The 15,477-nt window shown below is 42.0% G+C and carries 18 protein-coding genes; 11 read left to right on the top strand and 7 right to left on the bottom strand.

Features of this window, described 5'->3' with window-relative positions; translation table 11 throughout:
* Positions 1 to 76: 76 nt before the first annotated feature.
* Together OKW21_RS19445 and OKW21_RS19440 are read right to left on the bottom strand one after the other, a co-directional pair.
* The gene (locus tag OKW21_RS19445) at positions 77 to 430 is read right to left on the bottom strand and encodes a hypothetical protein (RefSeq protein ID WP_277482318.1); all 354 of its coding nucleotides are present in this window, start codon (positions 428 to 430) and stop codon (positions 77 to 79) included.
* Between the two features lie 11 nt (positions 431 to 441).
* Positions 442 to 2,610 carry a TonB-dependent receptor gene (locus OKW21_RS19440; protein WP_277482316.1) on the bottom strand — a complete coding sequence of 723 codons (2,169 nt, stop codon included), beginning with the start codon at positions 2,608 to 2,610 and terminating at the stop codon, positions 442 to 444.
* 231 nt (positions 2,611 to 2,841) lie between these two features.
* On the opposite strand from OKW21_RS19440, the gene OKW21_RS19435 reads away from it, so the two are divergent.
* Entirely contained in the window at positions 2,842 to 3,090 is a 249-nt protein-coding gene (locus tag OKW21_RS19435) for a hypothetical protein (RefSeq protein ID WP_277482314.1), read from the top strand.
* Here OKW21_RS19435 and OKW21_RS19430 read toward each other — a convergent pair.
* From OKW21_RS19430 to OKW21_RS19420, 3 genes are all read right to left on the bottom strand, one after another.
* Positions 3,087 to 3,569 (bottom strand): CYTH domain-containing protein, encoded by a 483-nt coding sequence (locus OKW21_RS19430; RefSeq protein WP_277482311.1) that lies wholly within the window; start codon positions 3,567 to 3,569, stop codon positions 3,087 to 3,089. The genes OKW21_RS19435 and OKW21_RS19430 overlap by 4 nt on opposite strands.
* Positions 3,570 to 3,580: 11 nt before the next feature.
* Positions 3,581 to 3,868 carry a hypothetical protein gene (locus OKW21_RS19425; RefSeq protein ID WP_277482309.1) on the bottom strand — a complete coding sequence of 96 codons (288 nt, stop codon included), beginning with the start codon at positions 3,866 to 3,868 and terminating at the stop codon, positions 3,581 to 3,583.
* A gap of 209 nt (positions 3,869 to 4,077) precedes the next feature.
* A complete protein-coding gene (locus OKW21_RS19420; RefSeq protein ID WP_277482307.1) occupies positions 4,078 to 4,986 on the bottom strand; it encodes an AEC family transporter in 909 nt (302 codons plus the stop codon).
* Between the two features lie 98 nt (positions 4,987 to 5,084).
* Between OKW21_RS19420 and OKW21_RS19415 the strand changes: the two genes are divergently transcribed.
* The 3 genes from OKW21_RS19415 to OKW21_RS19405 all read left to right on the top strand — a co-directional run bounded on the left by OKW21_RS19415 (position 5,085) and on the right by OKW21_RS19405 (position 8,022).
* Positions 5,085 to 5,423: an avidin-fold protein gene (locus tag OKW21_RS19415; protein ID WP_277482305.1), complete on the top strand. Its 339-nt coding sequence runs from the start codon at positions 5,085 to 5,087 to the stop codon at positions 5,421 to 5,423.
* An 8-nt stretch (positions 5,424 to 5,431) separates the two neighbouring features.
* The gene (locus OKW21_RS19410) at positions 5,432 to 6,235 is read left to right on the top strand and encodes a PhzF family phenazine biosynthesis protein (RefSeq protein ID WP_277482303.1); all 804 of its coding nucleotides are present in this window, start codon (positions 5,432 to 5,434) and stop codon (positions 6,233 to 6,235) included.
* Between the two features lie 71 nt (positions 6,236 to 6,306).
* A complete protein-coding gene (locus OKW21_RS19405) occupies positions 6,307 to 8,022 on the top strand; it encodes a GMC oxidoreductase (RefSeq protein ID WP_277482301.1) in 1,716 nt (571 codons plus the stop codon).
* An 86-nt stretch (positions 8,023 to 8,108) separates the two neighbouring features.
* Here OKW21_RS19405 and OKW21_RS19400 read toward each other — a convergent pair whose 3' ends face one another.
* Complete coding sequence (locus OKW21_RS19400; protein ID WP_277482298.1) at positions 8,109 to 9,458, bottom strand: IS4 family transposase; 1,350 nt, start codon at positions 9,456 to 9,458, stop codon at positions 8,109 to 8,111.
* Positions 9,459 to 9,676: 218 nt separating this feature from the next.
* On the opposite strand from OKW21_RS19400, the gene OKW21_RS19395 reads away from it, so the two are divergent.
* The 7 genes from OKW21_RS19395 (at position 9,677) to OKW21_RS19365 (ending at position 13,908) form a co-directional block, all read left to right on the top strand.
* Positions 9,677 to 9,997, top strand: a complete 321-nt coding sequence (locus OKW21_RS19395) for a permease (protein ID WP_277482295.1) — start codon at positions 9,677 to 9,679, stop codon at positions 9,995 to 9,997.
* Between the two features lie 225 nt (positions 9,998 to 10,222).
* Positions 10,223 to 10,555 carry a permease gene (locus OKW21_RS19390; protein ID WP_277482292.1) on the top strand — a complete coding sequence of 111 codons (333 nt, stop codon included), beginning with the start codon at positions 10,223 to 10,225 and terminating at the stop codon, positions 10,553 to 10,555.
* A 119-nt stretch (positions 10,556 to 10,674) separates the two neighbouring features.
* Positions 10,675 to 10,908 (top strand): hypothetical protein, encoded by a 234-nt coding sequence (locus tag OKW21_RS19385; protein ID WP_277482290.1) that lies wholly within the window; start codon positions 10,675 to 10,677, stop codon positions 10,906 to 10,908.
* A 449-nt stretch (positions 10,909 to 11,357) separates the two neighbouring features.
* Positions 11,358 to 11,669 carry a PepSY-like domain-containing protein gene (locus tag OKW21_RS19380; protein WP_277482289.1) on the top strand — a complete coding sequence of 104 codons (312 nt, stop codon included), beginning with the start codon at positions 11,358 to 11,360 and terminating at the stop codon, positions 11,667 to 11,669.
* Positions 11,670 to 11,856: 187 nt separating this feature from the next.
* Positions 11,857 to 13,035 (top strand): MFS transporter, encoded by a 1,179-nt coding sequence (locus tag OKW21_RS19375; RefSeq protein ID WP_277482287.1) that lies wholly within the window; start codon positions 11,857 to 11,859, stop codon positions 13,033 to 13,035.
* A gap of 89 nt (positions 13,036 to 13,124) precedes the next feature.
* Positions 13,125 to 13,577: a peptide-methionine (R)-S-oxide reductase MsrB gene (gene msrB, locus OKW21_RS19370; RefSeq protein ID WP_277482284.1), complete on the top strand. Its 453-nt coding sequence runs from the start codon at positions 13,125 to 13,127 to the stop codon at positions 13,575 to 13,577.
* Between the two features lie 148 nt (positions 13,578 to 13,725).
* Entirely contained in the window at positions 13,726 to 13,908 is a 183-nt protein-coding gene (locus tag OKW21_RS19365; protein ID WP_277482283.1) for a class I SAM-dependent methyltransferase, read from the top strand.
* Between the two features lie 55 nt (positions 13,909 to 13,963).
* On the opposite strand, the gene OKW21_RS19360 is transcribed toward OKW21_RS19365, so the two are convergent.
* Entirely contained in the window at positions 13,964 to 15,067 is a 1,104-nt protein-coding gene (locus tag OKW21_RS19360) for a PorP/SprF family type IX secretion system membrane protein (protein ID WP_277482280.1), read from the bottom strand.
* Positions 15,068 to 15,477: the final 410 nt, after the last annotated feature.

Raw genomic sequence — 15,477 nt, 5'->3', positions numbered from 1 at the left:
TATCGTTTAGTGTAAATGAATTTATATGCTTTGTGATTTATGGATGTTGATCTGTACATTTTTCAACAGAGGGAGGCTATCCCCATTGCGTCTTGAGAAAAGTCGTAGCCTTCACAGGAAATACCCACTGCGTTAACGTCCAGTCTTCCTTTGCATGCTGCTCAAGGATTACAGAGACTACACAGGTAGCCTGTGGTAGTAATTCGAAGTCCCGTTGGATGCTGACTTTCTTTTTTAACTGAGCTATGCGAGAAACAATAGAAGTTTCAAGAAAGCTATCCGGCACATCAAATATGTCCAGCCTGATTCTACCCTCCGCCAGGCAGATGCTCTGAATGCTTAAGGTAAGTGGATACGCTGGTGGGTTGATTTGACAATCTGCCAAGCCTAGACTTGTTAGAAAGTGGAATAGAATAAATAATACTACCATAAGTGTAATGTTTATAGTTGGTCTAACTGATTGGCTTGTTGGTCTTTGCTAAGGGTAATGAACACTCCCATAAAGAAGAATCTGGGAGCGGGTGGTACAATGGCCTCCCGGGCAAACTTTCCGCTCATATCCGCCTGCTCGGCATATTCGTATCCAAAAATGTTACGGGTGCCCAGCACATTGCTCATAGAAGCGTAGAAAATAATATTTTGCTTGTAAAGAAATGCAGCGTTCAGGCTTAGGTTGTGGTAGGAAGGGGTTCTGCCCGACTGAAATTCTTCCTGGTTAGGGTCATGGTATGAGCGGCTGCTCGCCCACTGATAACTACCTCCAAACTGGGTTCTTACCTCCGGAATAAAATGCTTGTACACGGCAGAGAAATTATGGCGGGAAGCAAAACCGGGCATAGCGGCTTGAGGGTAGTTCAGATAATCTCGCTCTGTGTCCAGCAGAGAATAGGAGATCCAGTAATCTCCATTAGGAATAGACTTGCGATCCCGCCAAAAAATGTCAAGGCCCCGGGCGTAGCCTTTTCCTTCATTGTTCAGGTCGACAGGCTTTCCGCTTGGATCAGTCTCAAATTTGATCAGTTGGTCATATTGCTTGTGGTAGGCTTCAATTCTGAAAGTTTTACCCTGCCGGACCAACTGATAGTTGAGAATGTAATGGTCTGCTCGTGCTGCTTCAAGTTCTGGTTTTTGTAATAGCCATTGTGTAATTGCTTGTTGATAATACTGCCCGTATGCCCATGAGAGCTGACTGTCTTTACTTGTCTTGTATGCCATGGAGAAACGAGGCGAAAGGGCGTATTGATCCTGCGTGCCTGAATAAGTGTATCTTAGTCCCGGACGAATTACCAGACGAGAGCTCAGGTAAATATCTCCTTCAATAAATGTTGCGCTAATGTTTTGTCCGAGCTCAAATTTCTGGGTCTCAACATACATGTCCTGACCATACTTTTGCTCTGTTTGCTGATCCATATGTTCTCCACCCATTCTGATCGCTACTTCATCTGACAAGTCATAAGTGAAAACGGTTTTAGCATGCCAGTACTGCTTTTCTTCTTCTATCCGATTTTCGTTCAGACTTCTGTACTGTCGGTCAAAAGTGTAGGAAAGCCCTGAACGTACTGTCCATTTTTCACCAATAACTTCACGATAACTGAGGTTAGCGTATAAATTATTGTTAGAGAGATAAATACTATCAGCTTTATCCAGATGATTGATATTATTTTGATGCAGGCCTAGCTCAGCCTGGTTATAGTTCACATAGCCTTTGAGTAAGCCGGTATTTGAAGTTCGTTTACGTCCCACCAGTGATCCGCCAAAAGTTTCTGGGGCCTTATACATATCCAGATCCTGGGGCATTAGAAGCTGGTAGGGTTTCAGATTGACATACTCAGCCTTAGCCGCTATTGAAGCTTTTTCCCAGGCATGCTGATGGGTAAGATCTGTACCTACTGTCATCAGTGAGATATCGGTTTGGGTTTGTTCCGCTTTGTCATGCGTTGCCAGTATCAGGGCTGAAGAAAGTGCCTGCCCATATTCTGCGGAATAGCCGCCAGTACTAAAGGTGGTACCCCGGAAGAGAAAAGGAGAAAAGCGGCCTCGGGTAGGTAAGTTAGGCACACTGGCATTGTAGGGGGTATGTGCCAGCATTCCATCAATAAAAACCTGTGTTTCATACCCTTCACCGCCTCTGATAAACAGTCTGCCATCTTCTCCAACAGTTTGTGTGCCGGGTAGCGTTTGTAAGGCACCATTGATATCCCCCAGAGCTCCGGCAGTAGTAACGATGTCCAGAGGTGTCAGTACTACTGATTTTTTGCTTTCGCCCGCCTCAAAGGCTCCGGCAGTGATAGTAACTGCATCCAGGGCACTGCTGCTTTCTTGCAGTCTAACATCAACTGTGAGGAGAGTATCTCCAATTTGAATTACTTTCTGGTAAGGCTGATATCCGATGGCACTTACCACCAGGCTTTGCTGTCCTTCAGCGCTGCTTTCAAAAGAAAAGTCACCCAGAGAGTCACTTGAAGTACCATCATAGGTGTTTAGCAGATAGACATTTGCTCCAGTGAGCGGCTTATTCTGTTGGTCATGAATATTGCCCTGCAGGAGAGTTTGAGCCTGACTTGCAAATAAAAATGCATGAGAAAAAAGAAATATAATAACCGTTTTCATATACGTTAGTTAGGATATATGACAAAGGTGGTCTGCAAGTCATGAGATTAATAATTTAACCAACTGAAGCGGCAGTATTTTAGGATGAATCGTAACCTGCTTATGACCAACAGGATTTTTAGATGCATATCTGCACTACCACTACATTGTAAGGAATGCTAAAAATTTGTCTGGTGCTTCAGGGTAGAGTTTAGCTTATTTGTATCTATGGAATGTTATAGTTTTAACTTATTGAAGCCTAAAGAACAGATCAACTACATTTATGAAAATTGTAAGTTGATTGATTTTCAGGTAGTGCGGGAGCAGTACAAGACTTTTGGTATATGTCTTTATTATGACAACGCGATTTTTATAGAAGTAAGTTTTGATGGGATGCAGGGAGACCGGGTCAAAGAGATACGTTCCTATGAATGTATATCCGAGCTCTCACACTGGTATGAGCGAGTGGATATTAAGAGCGTATCCTCTCAAAAAATCTAGAGCCTTACGTCCGGAACCTGCTGGCTACTGGCCAGATGACTATTCGTATAGTGTAAGTCCTCGGTTACTTCTTTGCCAAACCAGGAGGGAACATCTAACTGCTGGCTCTGCTGAACAGATGTAAACTCAACTTCAGCCATCACCAGACCACAAAGTTTGTCTTCAAACACGTCCACTTCAATGGTAAAGGTGCCATGAGGAACTTCAAAACGTTTTTTATGTAAGTTGCGCGCTTCAGTGAGGGGCCAGAGTGCATGAAACTGCGCTTCTGAAAGCTCTATTTCCACTTCCTCTCTTTCCAGAAGCCCCCTGTCTTTTACAGTGAGGTAATACTTACCCCCTTTCCTTCTGATCCTCACTTGGCGGCCGGAAGTATCGTTAGTAATGTAACCCTGTAAGATATCTATACCATGGTACTGGCTGGTAATGAAAGCGGGAAGCTCATCGACTAAAAATTTTCTTTCAATCTCTTTGGCCATAAACAAAAAAATTAATTGCCAGGCATTGGGAAGCCACGGGCAGTTCCTTCTATTTCTTTTGCATAAAACATATCCAGGATCCTGCTGGCAAGGGATAAAAAATAAGTGCTGGAGCAGTGATGCGTCATATACTGCTTAGATATTTGGTAATATGAACCGATATTGTGGTTCAGCTGATCATAAATATCTTCAATGATGATCTGTACATTGACATTGCGCACCTCTGCCAGTTCTTCTATTTTGTAGAAGTAGTCATTATTGATCAGATAATTAGCTACATCAGACTCACTAAGGTGCATCGTATACAAACTTGAATGTAAATATTAATTTATCCTTCTCGGAGGGGGATCATCACTTACCCTTATTGGTTTGATCAGACAAAAAATAACAATGCTAAAATAATTAATTAAACGTTAAGATAAGGTATTCCGGTTAATTATTCTCTTAAAAAAAAAGATTTATCAAAAAACAGAGAATAATTATGAAAGCCCTTTATATAATTACTCTTTTAGGTATAAAGCCATAATAAGAAGGGAATAGAGAACATTGCCAGAAAGGTTTCCAGCGTAATGATTCCTGCCATAAGTTCACTGTCTCCTCCCAGCTGTCGGGCAAGGATATATGAAGAAATAGCCCCGGGAACGGCAGCATAGATAAGTGCTACCTCACGACTAATGCCTTCAATGCCGGAAAGGTAAAAAAGCAGCATAACCAGTGAGGGCAAGGCTATTAACTTCAGGATAGTTGTGATGCTGATAGCGCGCATAGAAGCTCTCAAAGCGATGAAATTAAGCCCGGCTCCCACTGATAGCAAGCCCAGTGGTAGTGCGGCACGGCTGAAAATATTCAGTAGCTCAATTCCAGTCTCTGGCAGGCCTGTTATATTAAATACTATCCCCAGCAGGCAGGCAATAATGAGGGGGTTGGTGACAAATGTTCGGGCCAGTTGCTGCCCGTTACGGTTTGTTTGTGGAACATAAATCGTAAAAGCACCGACGCTCAGTATATTGACCAAAGGCACCACTCCTGCTATAGCAATTGCAATAAGCGCCAGTCCCTGTTCATGGTAAAGGGCACTAGCCGCTGCCAGACCTACATACGTATTGGGCCGAATACTACCCTGGAATATAGATGTAAAGCGAGAAGGAGAAGTTTTAATAAAAAATTGCAGTAAAACTAAAGTCAACGCCAGCATAAAAGTGGCCAGCACCAATAAACCAGCCATTGGTAGAATACTGGTATCAGTAAGCTTTGCCTCTGCAATTTTACTAATCAGTAAGGCAGGAAGTAAAACATAGTAGGTAAGCCGGTCTGCCAGAGGCCAGAAAGCTTTTCCGGGAAATTTATACCTGTAAAAGAATTGGCCGAGTATCACAACACCAAAAATGGGCAGGAGCGCTTCTAAAAATCTTAGCATGGAAGATTAGCTATGTATAACTTATGGTAGCTTATATTTAAAAAAGTTGTTATGCTTAGATGAAATATATTATTATTGTTCCACTACACGCAAAGTTTATGCAATACGATCTTAATAACAAACGTTTTCGTTCCTTATCTAATGATGCTCATGGGGATGTGGGCAATGAGACAATTTTTCATTACTATCAGCAGCAGGATTTGGTATGGGCAACATACAGTGGAGGAACAATACGGCAGGGCAATATGATCGGTCGCTGGCTGGAAAGCGGGCGGCTGGAAATGCGCTATCAGCATGTGAGCACAGACAATGCATTTAAAACAGGTAAATGTATATCAAGCCCAGCGCTGATTGAAGGAAGAATCAGATTGCACGAACAGTGGCAGTGGACCAGCGGCGACCAGGCAAAAGGTACGTCCACCATAGAAGAAATATAACGCACTACATGATGAACGAACCGATCATAATTACCCAAATTGATGCATTTACAGACAAGCTTTTCGGAGGAAATCCAGCTGCCATTTGTATCACTTCAGCACCTCTTGAAGATAGCTTAATGCAGCAGATTGCTATCGAAATGAATTTATCGGAAACCGCCTTTTTGGTAAAAAAAGATAAGGGCTTTCATCTTCGCTGGTTTACCCCTGCTAATGAAGTAGAGCTATGTGGCCATGCTACACTGGCCAGTGCTTATTTGTTATGGGATATGGGGCTACTTTCATCAGATGAGACGGCTGTATTTTATACATTGAGTGGTGAACTAAGGGCTAGTAAAGAACATGACAAGATTGTGCTGAATTTCCCCGCTACTCCTGCTCAGGCGATAGCACAGGAAGAAATAAAAGCATTATTTGATACTGAAATTAAGTTCTTGGGCAAGAACGATTACGATTATCTGGTAGTCTTAGAGAATGTAGAAGAAGTGAGAAGGCTGAAGCCTGATTTCAACCGGATGGCAGAGATAGATTGTCGGGGAATAATTGTAAGTGCAAGCTCTACTCATTCTGATTACGATATCATTTCCCGCTTTTTTGCCCCTGCCTGTGGCATTAATGAAGATCCTGTTACAGGTTCTGCCCATTGCACATTGGCTCCCTACTGGTCAGAGATATTAGGTAAGAAAATGCTGAAAGCACATCAGGCTTCTGCGAGGGGAGGAGATCTGGAACTAGAATACCTGGGGGAGAGAGTGAAGCTTAAAGGAAAGGCAGTGGCGGTAATGCAGGGTGAATTATTTCTTTCCCAATGATAGGTTCCTCAAAAATATTGTTGGTATTGCTGAAGAATGCTTATTAGATTTATCCGCTAAAAAATTGAGCTATGTATATTCAGGGAGACGCTAAAAAGGATATGACCTATGATGCAATCGTCATCGGTTCGGGAGTCAGTGGAGGCTGGGCAGCCAAGGAGCTTTGCGAAAAAGGTGTGAAAACATTGGTGCTGGAAAGGGGCAGGCAGGTAGAACATGTCAAAGATTATCCCACCACCAACAAGTTTCCCTGGGAGATTCCTCATCGGGGTAGGTTCACGCCTGCGTTTGCGAAAGAAAACCCAATCGCAGACCGTTGCTATGCTTTTGAAGAAGCTACCGAGCACTTTTTTGTAAAGGATAAGGAGCATCCCTATGTGCAGGAAAAACCTTTTGACTGGATCAGGGGCTATCAGGTAGGAGGTAAGTCACTGATCTGGGCAAGACAGACACAGCGCTGGAGTAACTATGAATTTGAAGCTCCCGCCCGGGATGGTTTCGCAGTAGATTGGCCTATTCGTTATAATGATCTTGCACCCTGGTACGCTCATGTAGAAAAGTTTGTAGGCATCAGCGGTAATCGCGATAATATCCCTAACCTTCCCGATAGTGAGGTTTTGCCTCCTTTTGATCTGAACTGTGTGGAGAAACACATACAGCAGCGGGTAAAAGAAAATTATGCTGACCGTCATGTGATCATCGGTCGTTGTGCCCATCTCACCGAGCCTCAGGAAATTCATATTCAACAGGGTAGGGGCAAGTGCCAGGCACGTCATCTTTGTTATCGGGGTTGTCCTTTTGGCGCTTACTTCAGTTCTAACTCATCCACTATTCCCTGGGCATCTAAAACTGGCAATCTGACATTAAGACCTGACTCAGTGGTACATTCTATTATTTATGATGAGGACAAAGGTAAAGCAGTCGGCGTAAGGGTAATAGATGCTCATACCAAAGAGATGATGGAGTATTACGCCAATATCATTTTTGTCAATGCCGCAGCACTCAATTCTAACTTACTTCTGCTCAACTCCACGTCAAACCGCTTTCCCAAAGGTTTGGGTAATGACAACGGGTTACTGGGCAAGTATGTGGCTTTTCATAATTATCGCGGCAGTATGCTGGCCAGCTATGAAGGTTTTGAAGATAAATACTACTATGGCCGAAGGCCTACCACTGCTTTTATGCCTTCTTTCCGCAACGTTTTTCAGCAGGATACTGATTTTTTACGTGGCTACATGGTGGCTTTTAGTGCTTCACGTCAGGGCTGGCAGCGGGGTATGGTAGAAGCAAATCGTTTTGGTGGAGAGTGGAAAGATGAACTCAGTCAGCCCGGTGACTGGCAGGTTTACATGATGATGCAGGGTGAAACCGTACCCAAAGAAGAGAACCATGTACGTCTTAGTGAAGATCAGAAAGATCCTTATGGCATCCCGCAACTGATTACTTCAGTAGGTTATGATGACAATGATGAGAAAGTTTTGCAGGACTTTCTGGAACAGGGCGAAGAGATGCTGGATAAGTCCGGCTGCAAAAACATCCGTACCATGGATAGCAAGCAAGCACCCGGCCTGGACATCCATGAAATGGGCGGAGTAAGAATGGGCAGGGACCCTAAAACTTCTTTACTCAACCGCTGGAACCAGTTGCATGCTTGTAAGAATGTATTTGTAACTGACGGTGCCTGCATGACTTCAGTGGGTAACCAAAATCCTTCCCTGACCTTTATGGCACTCACTGCCCGGGCAACGAATTATGCTATGGAAGAGATGAAAAAAAGGAATTTATAGTGTAGCTAATGCTTACAGCCTAAAAAATGTCATAAATCCTGCCATTTGTTTTTATGTTAACCGGGCAGGGTTTTCTCTCACTAACCTTATCCTGTCTCATAATTTATCTGCGAAGCGAGAAGGTATCCATGGCAGAGTTGAGAGAAGATGGCCCACCCTCTCCACATGGTTTTTTCTCCAGGGAAGGGCTGCTTTTTAGTAGGCGTAAACCCGGCCAGGGCAGCGATGATGATCAATGCCTGCTGTACACTGAGTTCTTTTCTGCCACTATGCTTTTCTAAGACTTCTATTTGTAGCGGTTCAAATATTTTCTCTGCAGCTAATTGGGCACTTTCTGCTGCCAGATGCTTAAGCCAGATCAATTGCCAGGCTACAATACAGAGCATAGCAATGGCATGAGATAGTCGTGTGAAAGTATCAAACTGTAGCTTTTCTATCTGCATACCACTCTTCAGCACCATATGCCAGCGTTCAATCACCCATCGTTTCCGGTAATAATCTATCATCAGCAAAGCAGCAGCTTGATCTTCTATATTGATGGTAGTGAGTAAATACCATAGCAGAGGCGGTTCGCTGCGCGGTTCTTCTCCTGCCGGAGTATGTGTTTCTTGAGCTACTACCACCCATAAGTCAATATCTTCTCCTTTTTTATAAGTAGGGACAGGGCATGTGATCTTACCCCAGCTTACCTGCAGCTTAGCATTACGCTCTTTTCTCTTGCTGGTCCTGGGCAGGTAAACTTCTACTTTAGTAGTATTGGGAAAAACCACTTCTTTAAGAAGCATCTTTTCTTGCTCATAATGCACCTTTCGGTTGAGATGATGTGCCCTGAAGAGTAATTCTACATGTTTGGAGCGGCGAGCAGCCATGTACTCATAAAAATCAGATTCTCTGTCGGAGATTACGATCACCTTCTTGGCTTTAGCTAAATGCTGATCCACCCACTGTAGGGCTTCTACCCACCGATAACTTTCTTTTTCTTCTAAAGGATAAAACTGCACCTGCTTTGTACGTCCTGTGGATTGGGGAGGCCACAGCTTTTGTCCTACCAGGCCCAAAGCCGTTCCCTGCTCACTCAGAGCCATGGCCGTATGCAGGCAAAGCCCTGGATTTACATGACTGCCGCCTAAGTCGCCCAGACCTTCAGTAGCGACATGACTGGCATAATTCAAGTCTGTTGTATCCTGACTCACCAAAACCACATCCTGGTCGGCACAGCGCTTGCTCGTTTGCCTATAGTGGCCGTAGCTGACGTCTACTTCCTGTTTGGAAAATATCCGCCAGGCTGATTTACGGAAATTCTCTCCTACTGCACTACTAAAGGAAAGCTCAGGGTTAGCTAAAAGACGATCAGCCATCAGTGACAAACTCTTTGCCTCGCGTTTATCTTCTACTGCACTTCCCATAAACTCTTGCATGCCCCAACTCTCTTCCATCTGTTTACCTCCCTTTTTTTTTCAACCTAATTTACAACTTTTATAAGACATGAATAGCTCACTAACTTATGTTCAGCCTAATAGCTAAAATGTATATTGCCTGATAAGCTTAATTGGTAACAGCATGTCATTTTTTCACTGACGAACATATAGGCTATGTTTAAGTTAGGGCAATTGAATAGCGTCTTTATTTTTTTGCATTCTTTAATTTCACACGGATGAATTCATTTTTTGAGCAGTATGCCGTAGCTGCCATGACTTCTTTGGGCTTTTTCTGGATGGCACTGTGGGCATTTATTCTGGGCTATGCGGTAAGCAGTATGATACAGGTCTTTGTGACGCAGGAACGTATGAAAAAGAGTATGGGTAAGGCAGATAGCAAGGCCGTATTTCTAGGGACATTTTTTGGTTTTATCAGCAGCTCATGCAGCTTCGCTGCTTTGGCAACTACCAAATCATTATTCAAGAAAGGGGCGGGTTTCGTCCCTTCTATCGCTTTTCTGTTGGCTTCAACCAATCTTAACCAATCTTGTGGTTGAGCTGGGCATCATCATTTCCATCTTTCTGACCTGGCAGTTCGTTGTGGGAGAGTATGTAGGAGGAGTCTTACTGATACTTATCTCATAGCTTGTGGTAAGACTTACCAAACCACAAAAGCTCATTAAAAAGGTACGGGAACGCTTAGGCGAGGATGGACAATCACATATGGAAAAACCGACTGGAAAAAACAAATCACCTCTGTTAAGGGCTGGAAAAAGGTAAGCATGCAGTATTTTATGGAGTGGAATATGGTATGGAAAGATGTAACAGTAGGTTTCACATTGGCCGGAATTATCGCTGCCTTTGTTCCTTCCAGTTTTTTTGAGACATTATTCATCGGAACCGGAGGTGATCAAACGTCATACAGTTTCTTTACGCTGCTGGAACATGTGGTAGTAGGTCCGGTAGCAGCATTCTGTACCGTTATCGGCTCAATGGGAAATATTCCCCTGGCATCTTTACTCTATAGTAATGGTGTTAGCTTTGCTGGTATCATGGCTTTTATTTTCAGCGACCTGGTCGTGTTTCCTGTCTTGAGGATTAATGCCAAATACTAGGGGTGGAAAATGTCATTTTACATTCTTTTCCTACTTTTTACCGCCCTCTTTGTCACTTCACTTCTTCTGCACTTCGGTTTTAGCGCTTTTGGCTTACTGCCTGTGACAGGGGGAAAAGTATGGCTGAGCAGTCGCATTTTGAGATCAACTATACATTCTTTCTTAATATCGCTTTCCTGGTAATTTTGGGTATTTTTGCCTGGTTGGCCTTCGGAAAAAAAGATAAAGGCGGACATCATCACCACCACGAAATGGCCGATAAGGGAGCGATAGAAATTGTGCTCAAGTATCTGGCAATCATTTCTTATCTGTGGCTGCTGGGAGGATTGCTGGTGAATTTTTTCCTACTGTAAGAGCGCATGAGAAATACATTTGAGTAACATATAGCGCAAATGTTTTAAACCTAAATGAACAATGTAATTCCTTATAGTAGCGTGAAAAATACCATTTGCTCATCGGGAGAACCGTAAAGTAAATTCTGCTTAGATTTGCCAACTCAGTTTATCACAAGAACAGACGGAGCTTTTTCTGTAACAGCAGCACGTCTCGGTATTACCATATGAAAGCAATTTGAGTGATGAGAAAGAATAAAATTCCGTTAGTATGTAGAATAAAACCTCATTTTGGGTACATATTCTTAAAATAATATACGTTCAATTTTTTCTGTATTAAAGCGAAAATATCCTTATATGTCATTGATATAAAGAACGTTATGAATAAATTGGCGCGATTGGCATGCTTATTTCCTTAAGACATACTGTATTTTTTTATTTGATTTTTTAAACAAATTAATTTTTTAGATATGAAACGTTCAGTAATTGCTTTAGCCGCCCTGGCCACCTTTTCTTTTGCCTCATTTGGTGCACAGGCAAATCTCAGTCAACAGGAAAAGTCCTCAGTAGAGGTCACGCTTGATGATCGCAAAGAAATCAAATATGAAGAATTACCTGAAGCAGTAAAGGTTTCTTTTGAAGATTCGCAGTTTAGCAACTGGGAGGTATCCAAAGTACACGAAGTAAAGCAAGCAGAAAAAATAAGGTATGAAATCACTCTATCTGATGGTACACAGACTGGTACTATTGCCTATGATAAAAATGGAAATATGATAGGGTAAACAAACATCTTCTTTTTTATAATCCAATAACTTGTCATGTCGCTGACAAGAACTAGAAACCTGTTCCTTTTGGAGCGGGTTTCTTTATTTATGATAAATAATCCATGCGATGGTGTTCGCAAGTTACTATTTTCAAAGTATTGGTGTTTATTTGTATTTAAAATCCATTTAAGCAGGGTGTTAAAAAATGATTCGTAGTAGAAGTTGGGTACTGGTAGTTATTGTATTTTCTCAGTTTGCCTGTACCTCACTTTGGTTTGCAGGCAACGCAGTGATGCCTGATCTTATTGAAGCTTTTAATTTCGCTCTTTCTGACCTGGGCTATATTACTTCTTCCGTTCAGTTTGGCTTTATTGTAGGTACTTTAAGCTATGCTTTTCTGACGCTCTCAGATCGCTTCTCTCCTTCAAAAGTATTCTTTTTTAGTGCTTTGGCAGCGGGTGCAGCTAATCTCGGATTGATCATAGAAGGGCAATCAGAATTGACAGTACTTCTGCTACGGTTCATGTGCGGTTTCTTTCTGGCAGGTATTTATCCGGTAGGTATGAAGATCGCCTCAGATTACTTCCATGAAGGATTAGGCAAAGCTTTAGGCTTTTTGGTAGGAGCATTGGTGATAGGCACTGCTTTCCCTCACCTGCTGAAGAGCCTGAACCTGTCACTGCCCTGGAGATTTATTTTTGTGATTACCTCGGCCATGTCCTTCATAGGTGGATTGTTGATACTTTTTTTGGTAGCCGACGGACCGCATCGTAAGTTTTCTAAAACGCCTGATCTTAGCGCTTTTTTTAAAGTTTTTAAGAATCGTCGCTTCCGTCTGGCTGCTTTTGGATACTTTGGCCATATGTGGGAGCTGTATGCTTTTTGGGCTTTTGTGCCTGTACTATTACTAAGCTATCAGCAATTGCATACCGAGATAAAGTGGAGCACATCCATGCTCTCTTTTTATACCATTGCGATAGGAGGTTTGGCATGTGTCGCTAGCGGATATTTTTCTCAGAAGTACGGTAGCAAAAAGGCTGCTTATTTCGCACTTCTAGGTTCATGTATCTGCTGTATACTTTCCCCACTTGCGTTTTATCTACCCTCTGTTGTCCTTATTATTTTTTTGCTGTTTTGGGGAATGTTAGTTGTTGCGGACTCCCCACAATTTTCAACCTTGGTGGCTCAGAACGCTCCGGCAGCATCCCGGGGCACCGCGCTTACGATTGTCAATTGCCTGGGCTTCTCTATCACTATATTAAGTATTCAATTGCTGAGTATGTTGTTAGAGCATATTGAGCCTACCTATATTTATGTGTTTCTGGCGGTTGGGCCGGTACTGGGTTTGTTAGCTATGCGCCGCTTTGATCAGAAGGTGAGTTGAAAAAAACACATTTTAACTGAACATATCCTGCTCATTCAGGTAATACAAATTAGCCGGATGTGAAAATTAATTACGTAAAATTAAAGAATATGATAAACTGGAATGATGTAATCAGATATGCCAATCAGGGAAGCCCGAAGCCTGACAAAAGAGTAGAAAAAACGGATGAAGAGTGGAAAGCTCAACTTACGCCAGAACAGTATAAAATAGCTCGTCTTAAAGGTACTGAAGCGGCTTTTTCTGGTGCGCTCTGTCATGCACACGAACCGGGACAATATGCCTGTATCTGTTGCGAGACCATATTATTTGATTCTTCCGAAAAGTTTGAGTCAGGATCAGGCTGGCCCAGTTTTACCGAGCCGGTAAAAGATAATGTAATTAAGTACGAGAAAGATAATTCCTTTGGGATGGTGAGAGTAGAAGTGATGTGCAATGTATGCGACTGTCATCTCGGACACGTATTTCCTGATGGGCCTGCTCCCAGCGGATTACGCTATTGTATCAATTCTGAGTCCATCAAATTACTCAAGGAAGCTGAGTAGTTTCTTAAGTATTATAGTGCTCTTATAGCGTTATGGTTAATTTTATTATTTATTAATATAACACCATAAAACAGTGACTGCCTGAATTCCTATTCTATATAATAGTAAACATGCCTATGTATATCAATATGGTGAAAGCCTGACTGATTTGTTAGCTCCCAAAGCAGGCGAACGTATACCGGATGCAGGTTATGGAAGCGGGCAGCTGACTGCTCAAATCCATGATAAAAGTTATAAAGTAATGGGCATGGATAGTTCAGTTAGTATGATTAAAGAAGCAAAATGTTATGTTGACTATAAGCGACTCATAATTATGTTTGTGGAAGATTAACGATCAAGGCTGGAATAAAGAGCATTTCAGCGATTGAGAAATTTCATCCTTTTTTCTAATTATCCAGCAAGAAAGTAGGGCATGGAATATCTTTATATTTTACTTTAGGACGACGACGATTGGGGTTATGCAAATGATAGGTCAAAGACACTTCGTGCGCACCACCTGAAGTAGGTCCTAAGGAAGAGAGTGTAACGTCATAGCTATAGCCAAACTCCAATTGCTTATGCTTCATACCCACTAAGAAAATAAGAGCATCCTGGCTTATATTTTTTTCCTCTAAATTCTGTTTGGAGGGCATACCACGATACCACATCCCGAACATTACAGGATCGTAGTGGAAGTTAACGCCAAGATCTAACTGCTCTATGCTTCCCTGCTTTTTCAGAATAAAAGATGGAGCGATACTAGGTACGATATTTCTACGGAAAGGACCGTTATATAGTCTTATTCTAGCTCCTCCATGTATAGAAGTTTTCATAGCAAGCTCACTGTTATCACTTATCATACTGATGTTAGGCTGATTCATGTGGAAAGCAGAAGCCCCTATCCAGAAGGTTTTGCTATACAACAATAAGCCTGATCCGAAGTCGAAGTAGTCGTGGTCTTTTAGTGAGAATACCAAAGGGTCATTTGAAGCGATAGTAGCGTCTCCGTAAGACAATTGATCCAGTAACACTACTTTATCTTTATCAATACCTCTGCTACCATATGCAAAATGGAGACCGGGCGTTAAGATCCAGTTGTTTGACAGTTTAATCTTATAAGAATATAAGAAGCCTACACTCTTGGTTCCCATTTCTACGGCACCAGCTTTATCGGCTGTGGCCATCAGGCCGAAACCACTTCTCGCATCTCTCATATTGTAGTCGTAGGAAAACGCATAAGTCACATATCCGTTTGCTACATTTCTCCATTGATTCCGATAATTGGCTACAAAACGATGTTCTTTGGTAGTACCCGTGAAGGCAGGGTTCAAATACAAAGGAGCAGCGAAGAACTGGCTAAACTGAGGATCCTGAGCATTGACCTGATTGGTTAAGCTGGTAAGGATAAAAAATAAAAAGAAAGTATTTATTGCTAAACCTTTAAGTCTATCTTCTCCAGAACGGACAGTAGTATTTGACTGGGCGCTTATTCTTTTGTTGCAAGCTTTCATAATAATTCAGTCAGATAAAAGTTTATTTGGCATTGATATAATACAAATATATATAAAAATAGTTAAATACAAAAAATATTACACCTGTATTATTCATAAATTTTATTAGAAAATTACAAATTACACCTTTTTGGAGGGATGGAGAATCATGCTAGTGTCCTTTTTATTACTCCTGAAGAGCATACTTACAATGTATTTAGAAAATGAAAGTGATATTTAGTAAGTATTTTGATGCGGGTAACACAACCGCACAATTGAAGTAAGGAGCCATTATATGAAGCTCAGAATTAACTTTCTTACTTTGTTTGATTTATAGGGCATTGAAAAATGATTGGAAACCAGCAATTGCTGATGGGAAAGAAATTCCGGGAAGAAAAAAAAGCTAGCCTGATTCCAGGCTAGCTATACAC

Origin of the sequence: Catalinimonas alkaloidigena (assembly GCF_029504655.1) — a bacterium.
Classification (GTDB): Bacteria; Bacteroidota; Bacteroidia; order Cytophagales; family Cyclobacteriaceae; genus Catalinimonas; species Catalinimonas alkaloidigena.
Note: the sequence above shows the minus strand (reverse complement) of the source record. Positions and strands in the feature narration are given on the sequence as shown.

What these genes read in the sequence shown, in the direction of transcription:
- OKW21_RS19430 (WP_277482311.1), bottom strand. Translation starts at nt 3,569, where the DNA reads ATGGCCAAAGAGATTGAAAGAAAATTTTTAGTCGATGAGCTTCCCGCT.
- OKW21_RS19400 (WP_277482298.1), bottom strand. Translation starts at nt 9,458, where the DNA reads ATGGAAGAGAGTTGGGGCATGCAAGAGTTTATGGGAAGTGCAGTAGAA.
- OKW21_RS19440 (WP_277482316.1), bottom strand. Translation starts at nt 2,610, where the DNA reads ATGAAAACGGTTATTATATTTCTTTTTTCTCATGCATTTTTATTTGCA.
- OKW21_RS19425 (WP_277482309.1), bottom strand. Translation starts at nt 3,868, where the DNA reads ATGCACCTTAGTGAGTCTGATGTAGCTAATTATCTGATCAATAATGAC.
- msrB (WP_277482284.1), top strand. Translation starts at nt 13,125, where the DNA reads ATGATAAACTGGAATGATGTAATCAGATATGCCAATCAGGGAAGCCCG.
- OKW21_RS19380 (WP_277482289.1), top strand. Translation starts at nt 11,358, where the DNA reads ATGAAACGTTCAGTAATTGCTTTAGCCGCCCTGGCCACCTTTTCTTTT.
- OKW21_RS19390 (WP_277482292.1), top strand. Translation starts at nt 10,223, where the DNA reads ATGCAGTATTTTATGGAGTGGAATATGGTATGGAAAGATGTAACAGTA.
- OKW21_RS19445 (WP_277482318.1), bottom strand. Translation starts at nt 430, where the DNA reads ATGGTAGTATTATTTATTCTATTCCACTTTCTAACAAGTCTAGGCTTG.
- OKW21_RS19375 (WP_277482287.1), top strand. Translation starts at nt 11,857, where the DNA reads ATGATTCGTAGTAGAAGTTGGGTACTGGTAGTTATTGTATTTTCTCAG.
- OKW21_RS19420 (WP_277482307.1), bottom strand. Translation starts at nt 4,986, where the DNA reads ATGCTAAGATTTTTAGAAGCGCTCCTGCCCATTTTTGGTGTTGTGATA.
- OKW21_RS19415 (WP_277482305.1), top strand. Translation starts at nt 5,085, where the DNA reads ATGCAATACGATCTTAATAACAAACGTTTTCGTTCCTTATCTAATGAT.
- OKW21_RS19410 (WP_277482303.1), top strand. Translation starts at nt 5,432, where the DNA reads ATGATGAACGAACCGATCATAATTACCCAAATTGATGCATTTACAGAC.
- OKW21_RS19385 (WP_277482290.1), top strand. Translation starts at nt 10,675, where the DNA reads ATGGCTGAGCAGTCGCATTTTGAGATCAACTATACATTCTTTCTTAAT.
- OKW21_RS19405 (WP_277482301.1), top strand. Translation starts at nt 6,307, where the DNA reads ATGTATATTCAGGGAGACGCTAAAAAGGATATGACCTATGATGCAATC.
- OKW21_RS19395 (WP_277482295.1), top strand. Translation starts at nt 9,677, where the DNA reads ATGAATTCATTTTTTGAGCAGTATGCCGTAGCTGCCATGACTTCTTTG.
- OKW21_RS19360 (WP_277482280.1), bottom strand. Translation starts at nt 15,067, where the DNA reads ATGAAAGCTTGCAACAAAAGAATAAGCGCCCAGTCAAATACTACTGTC.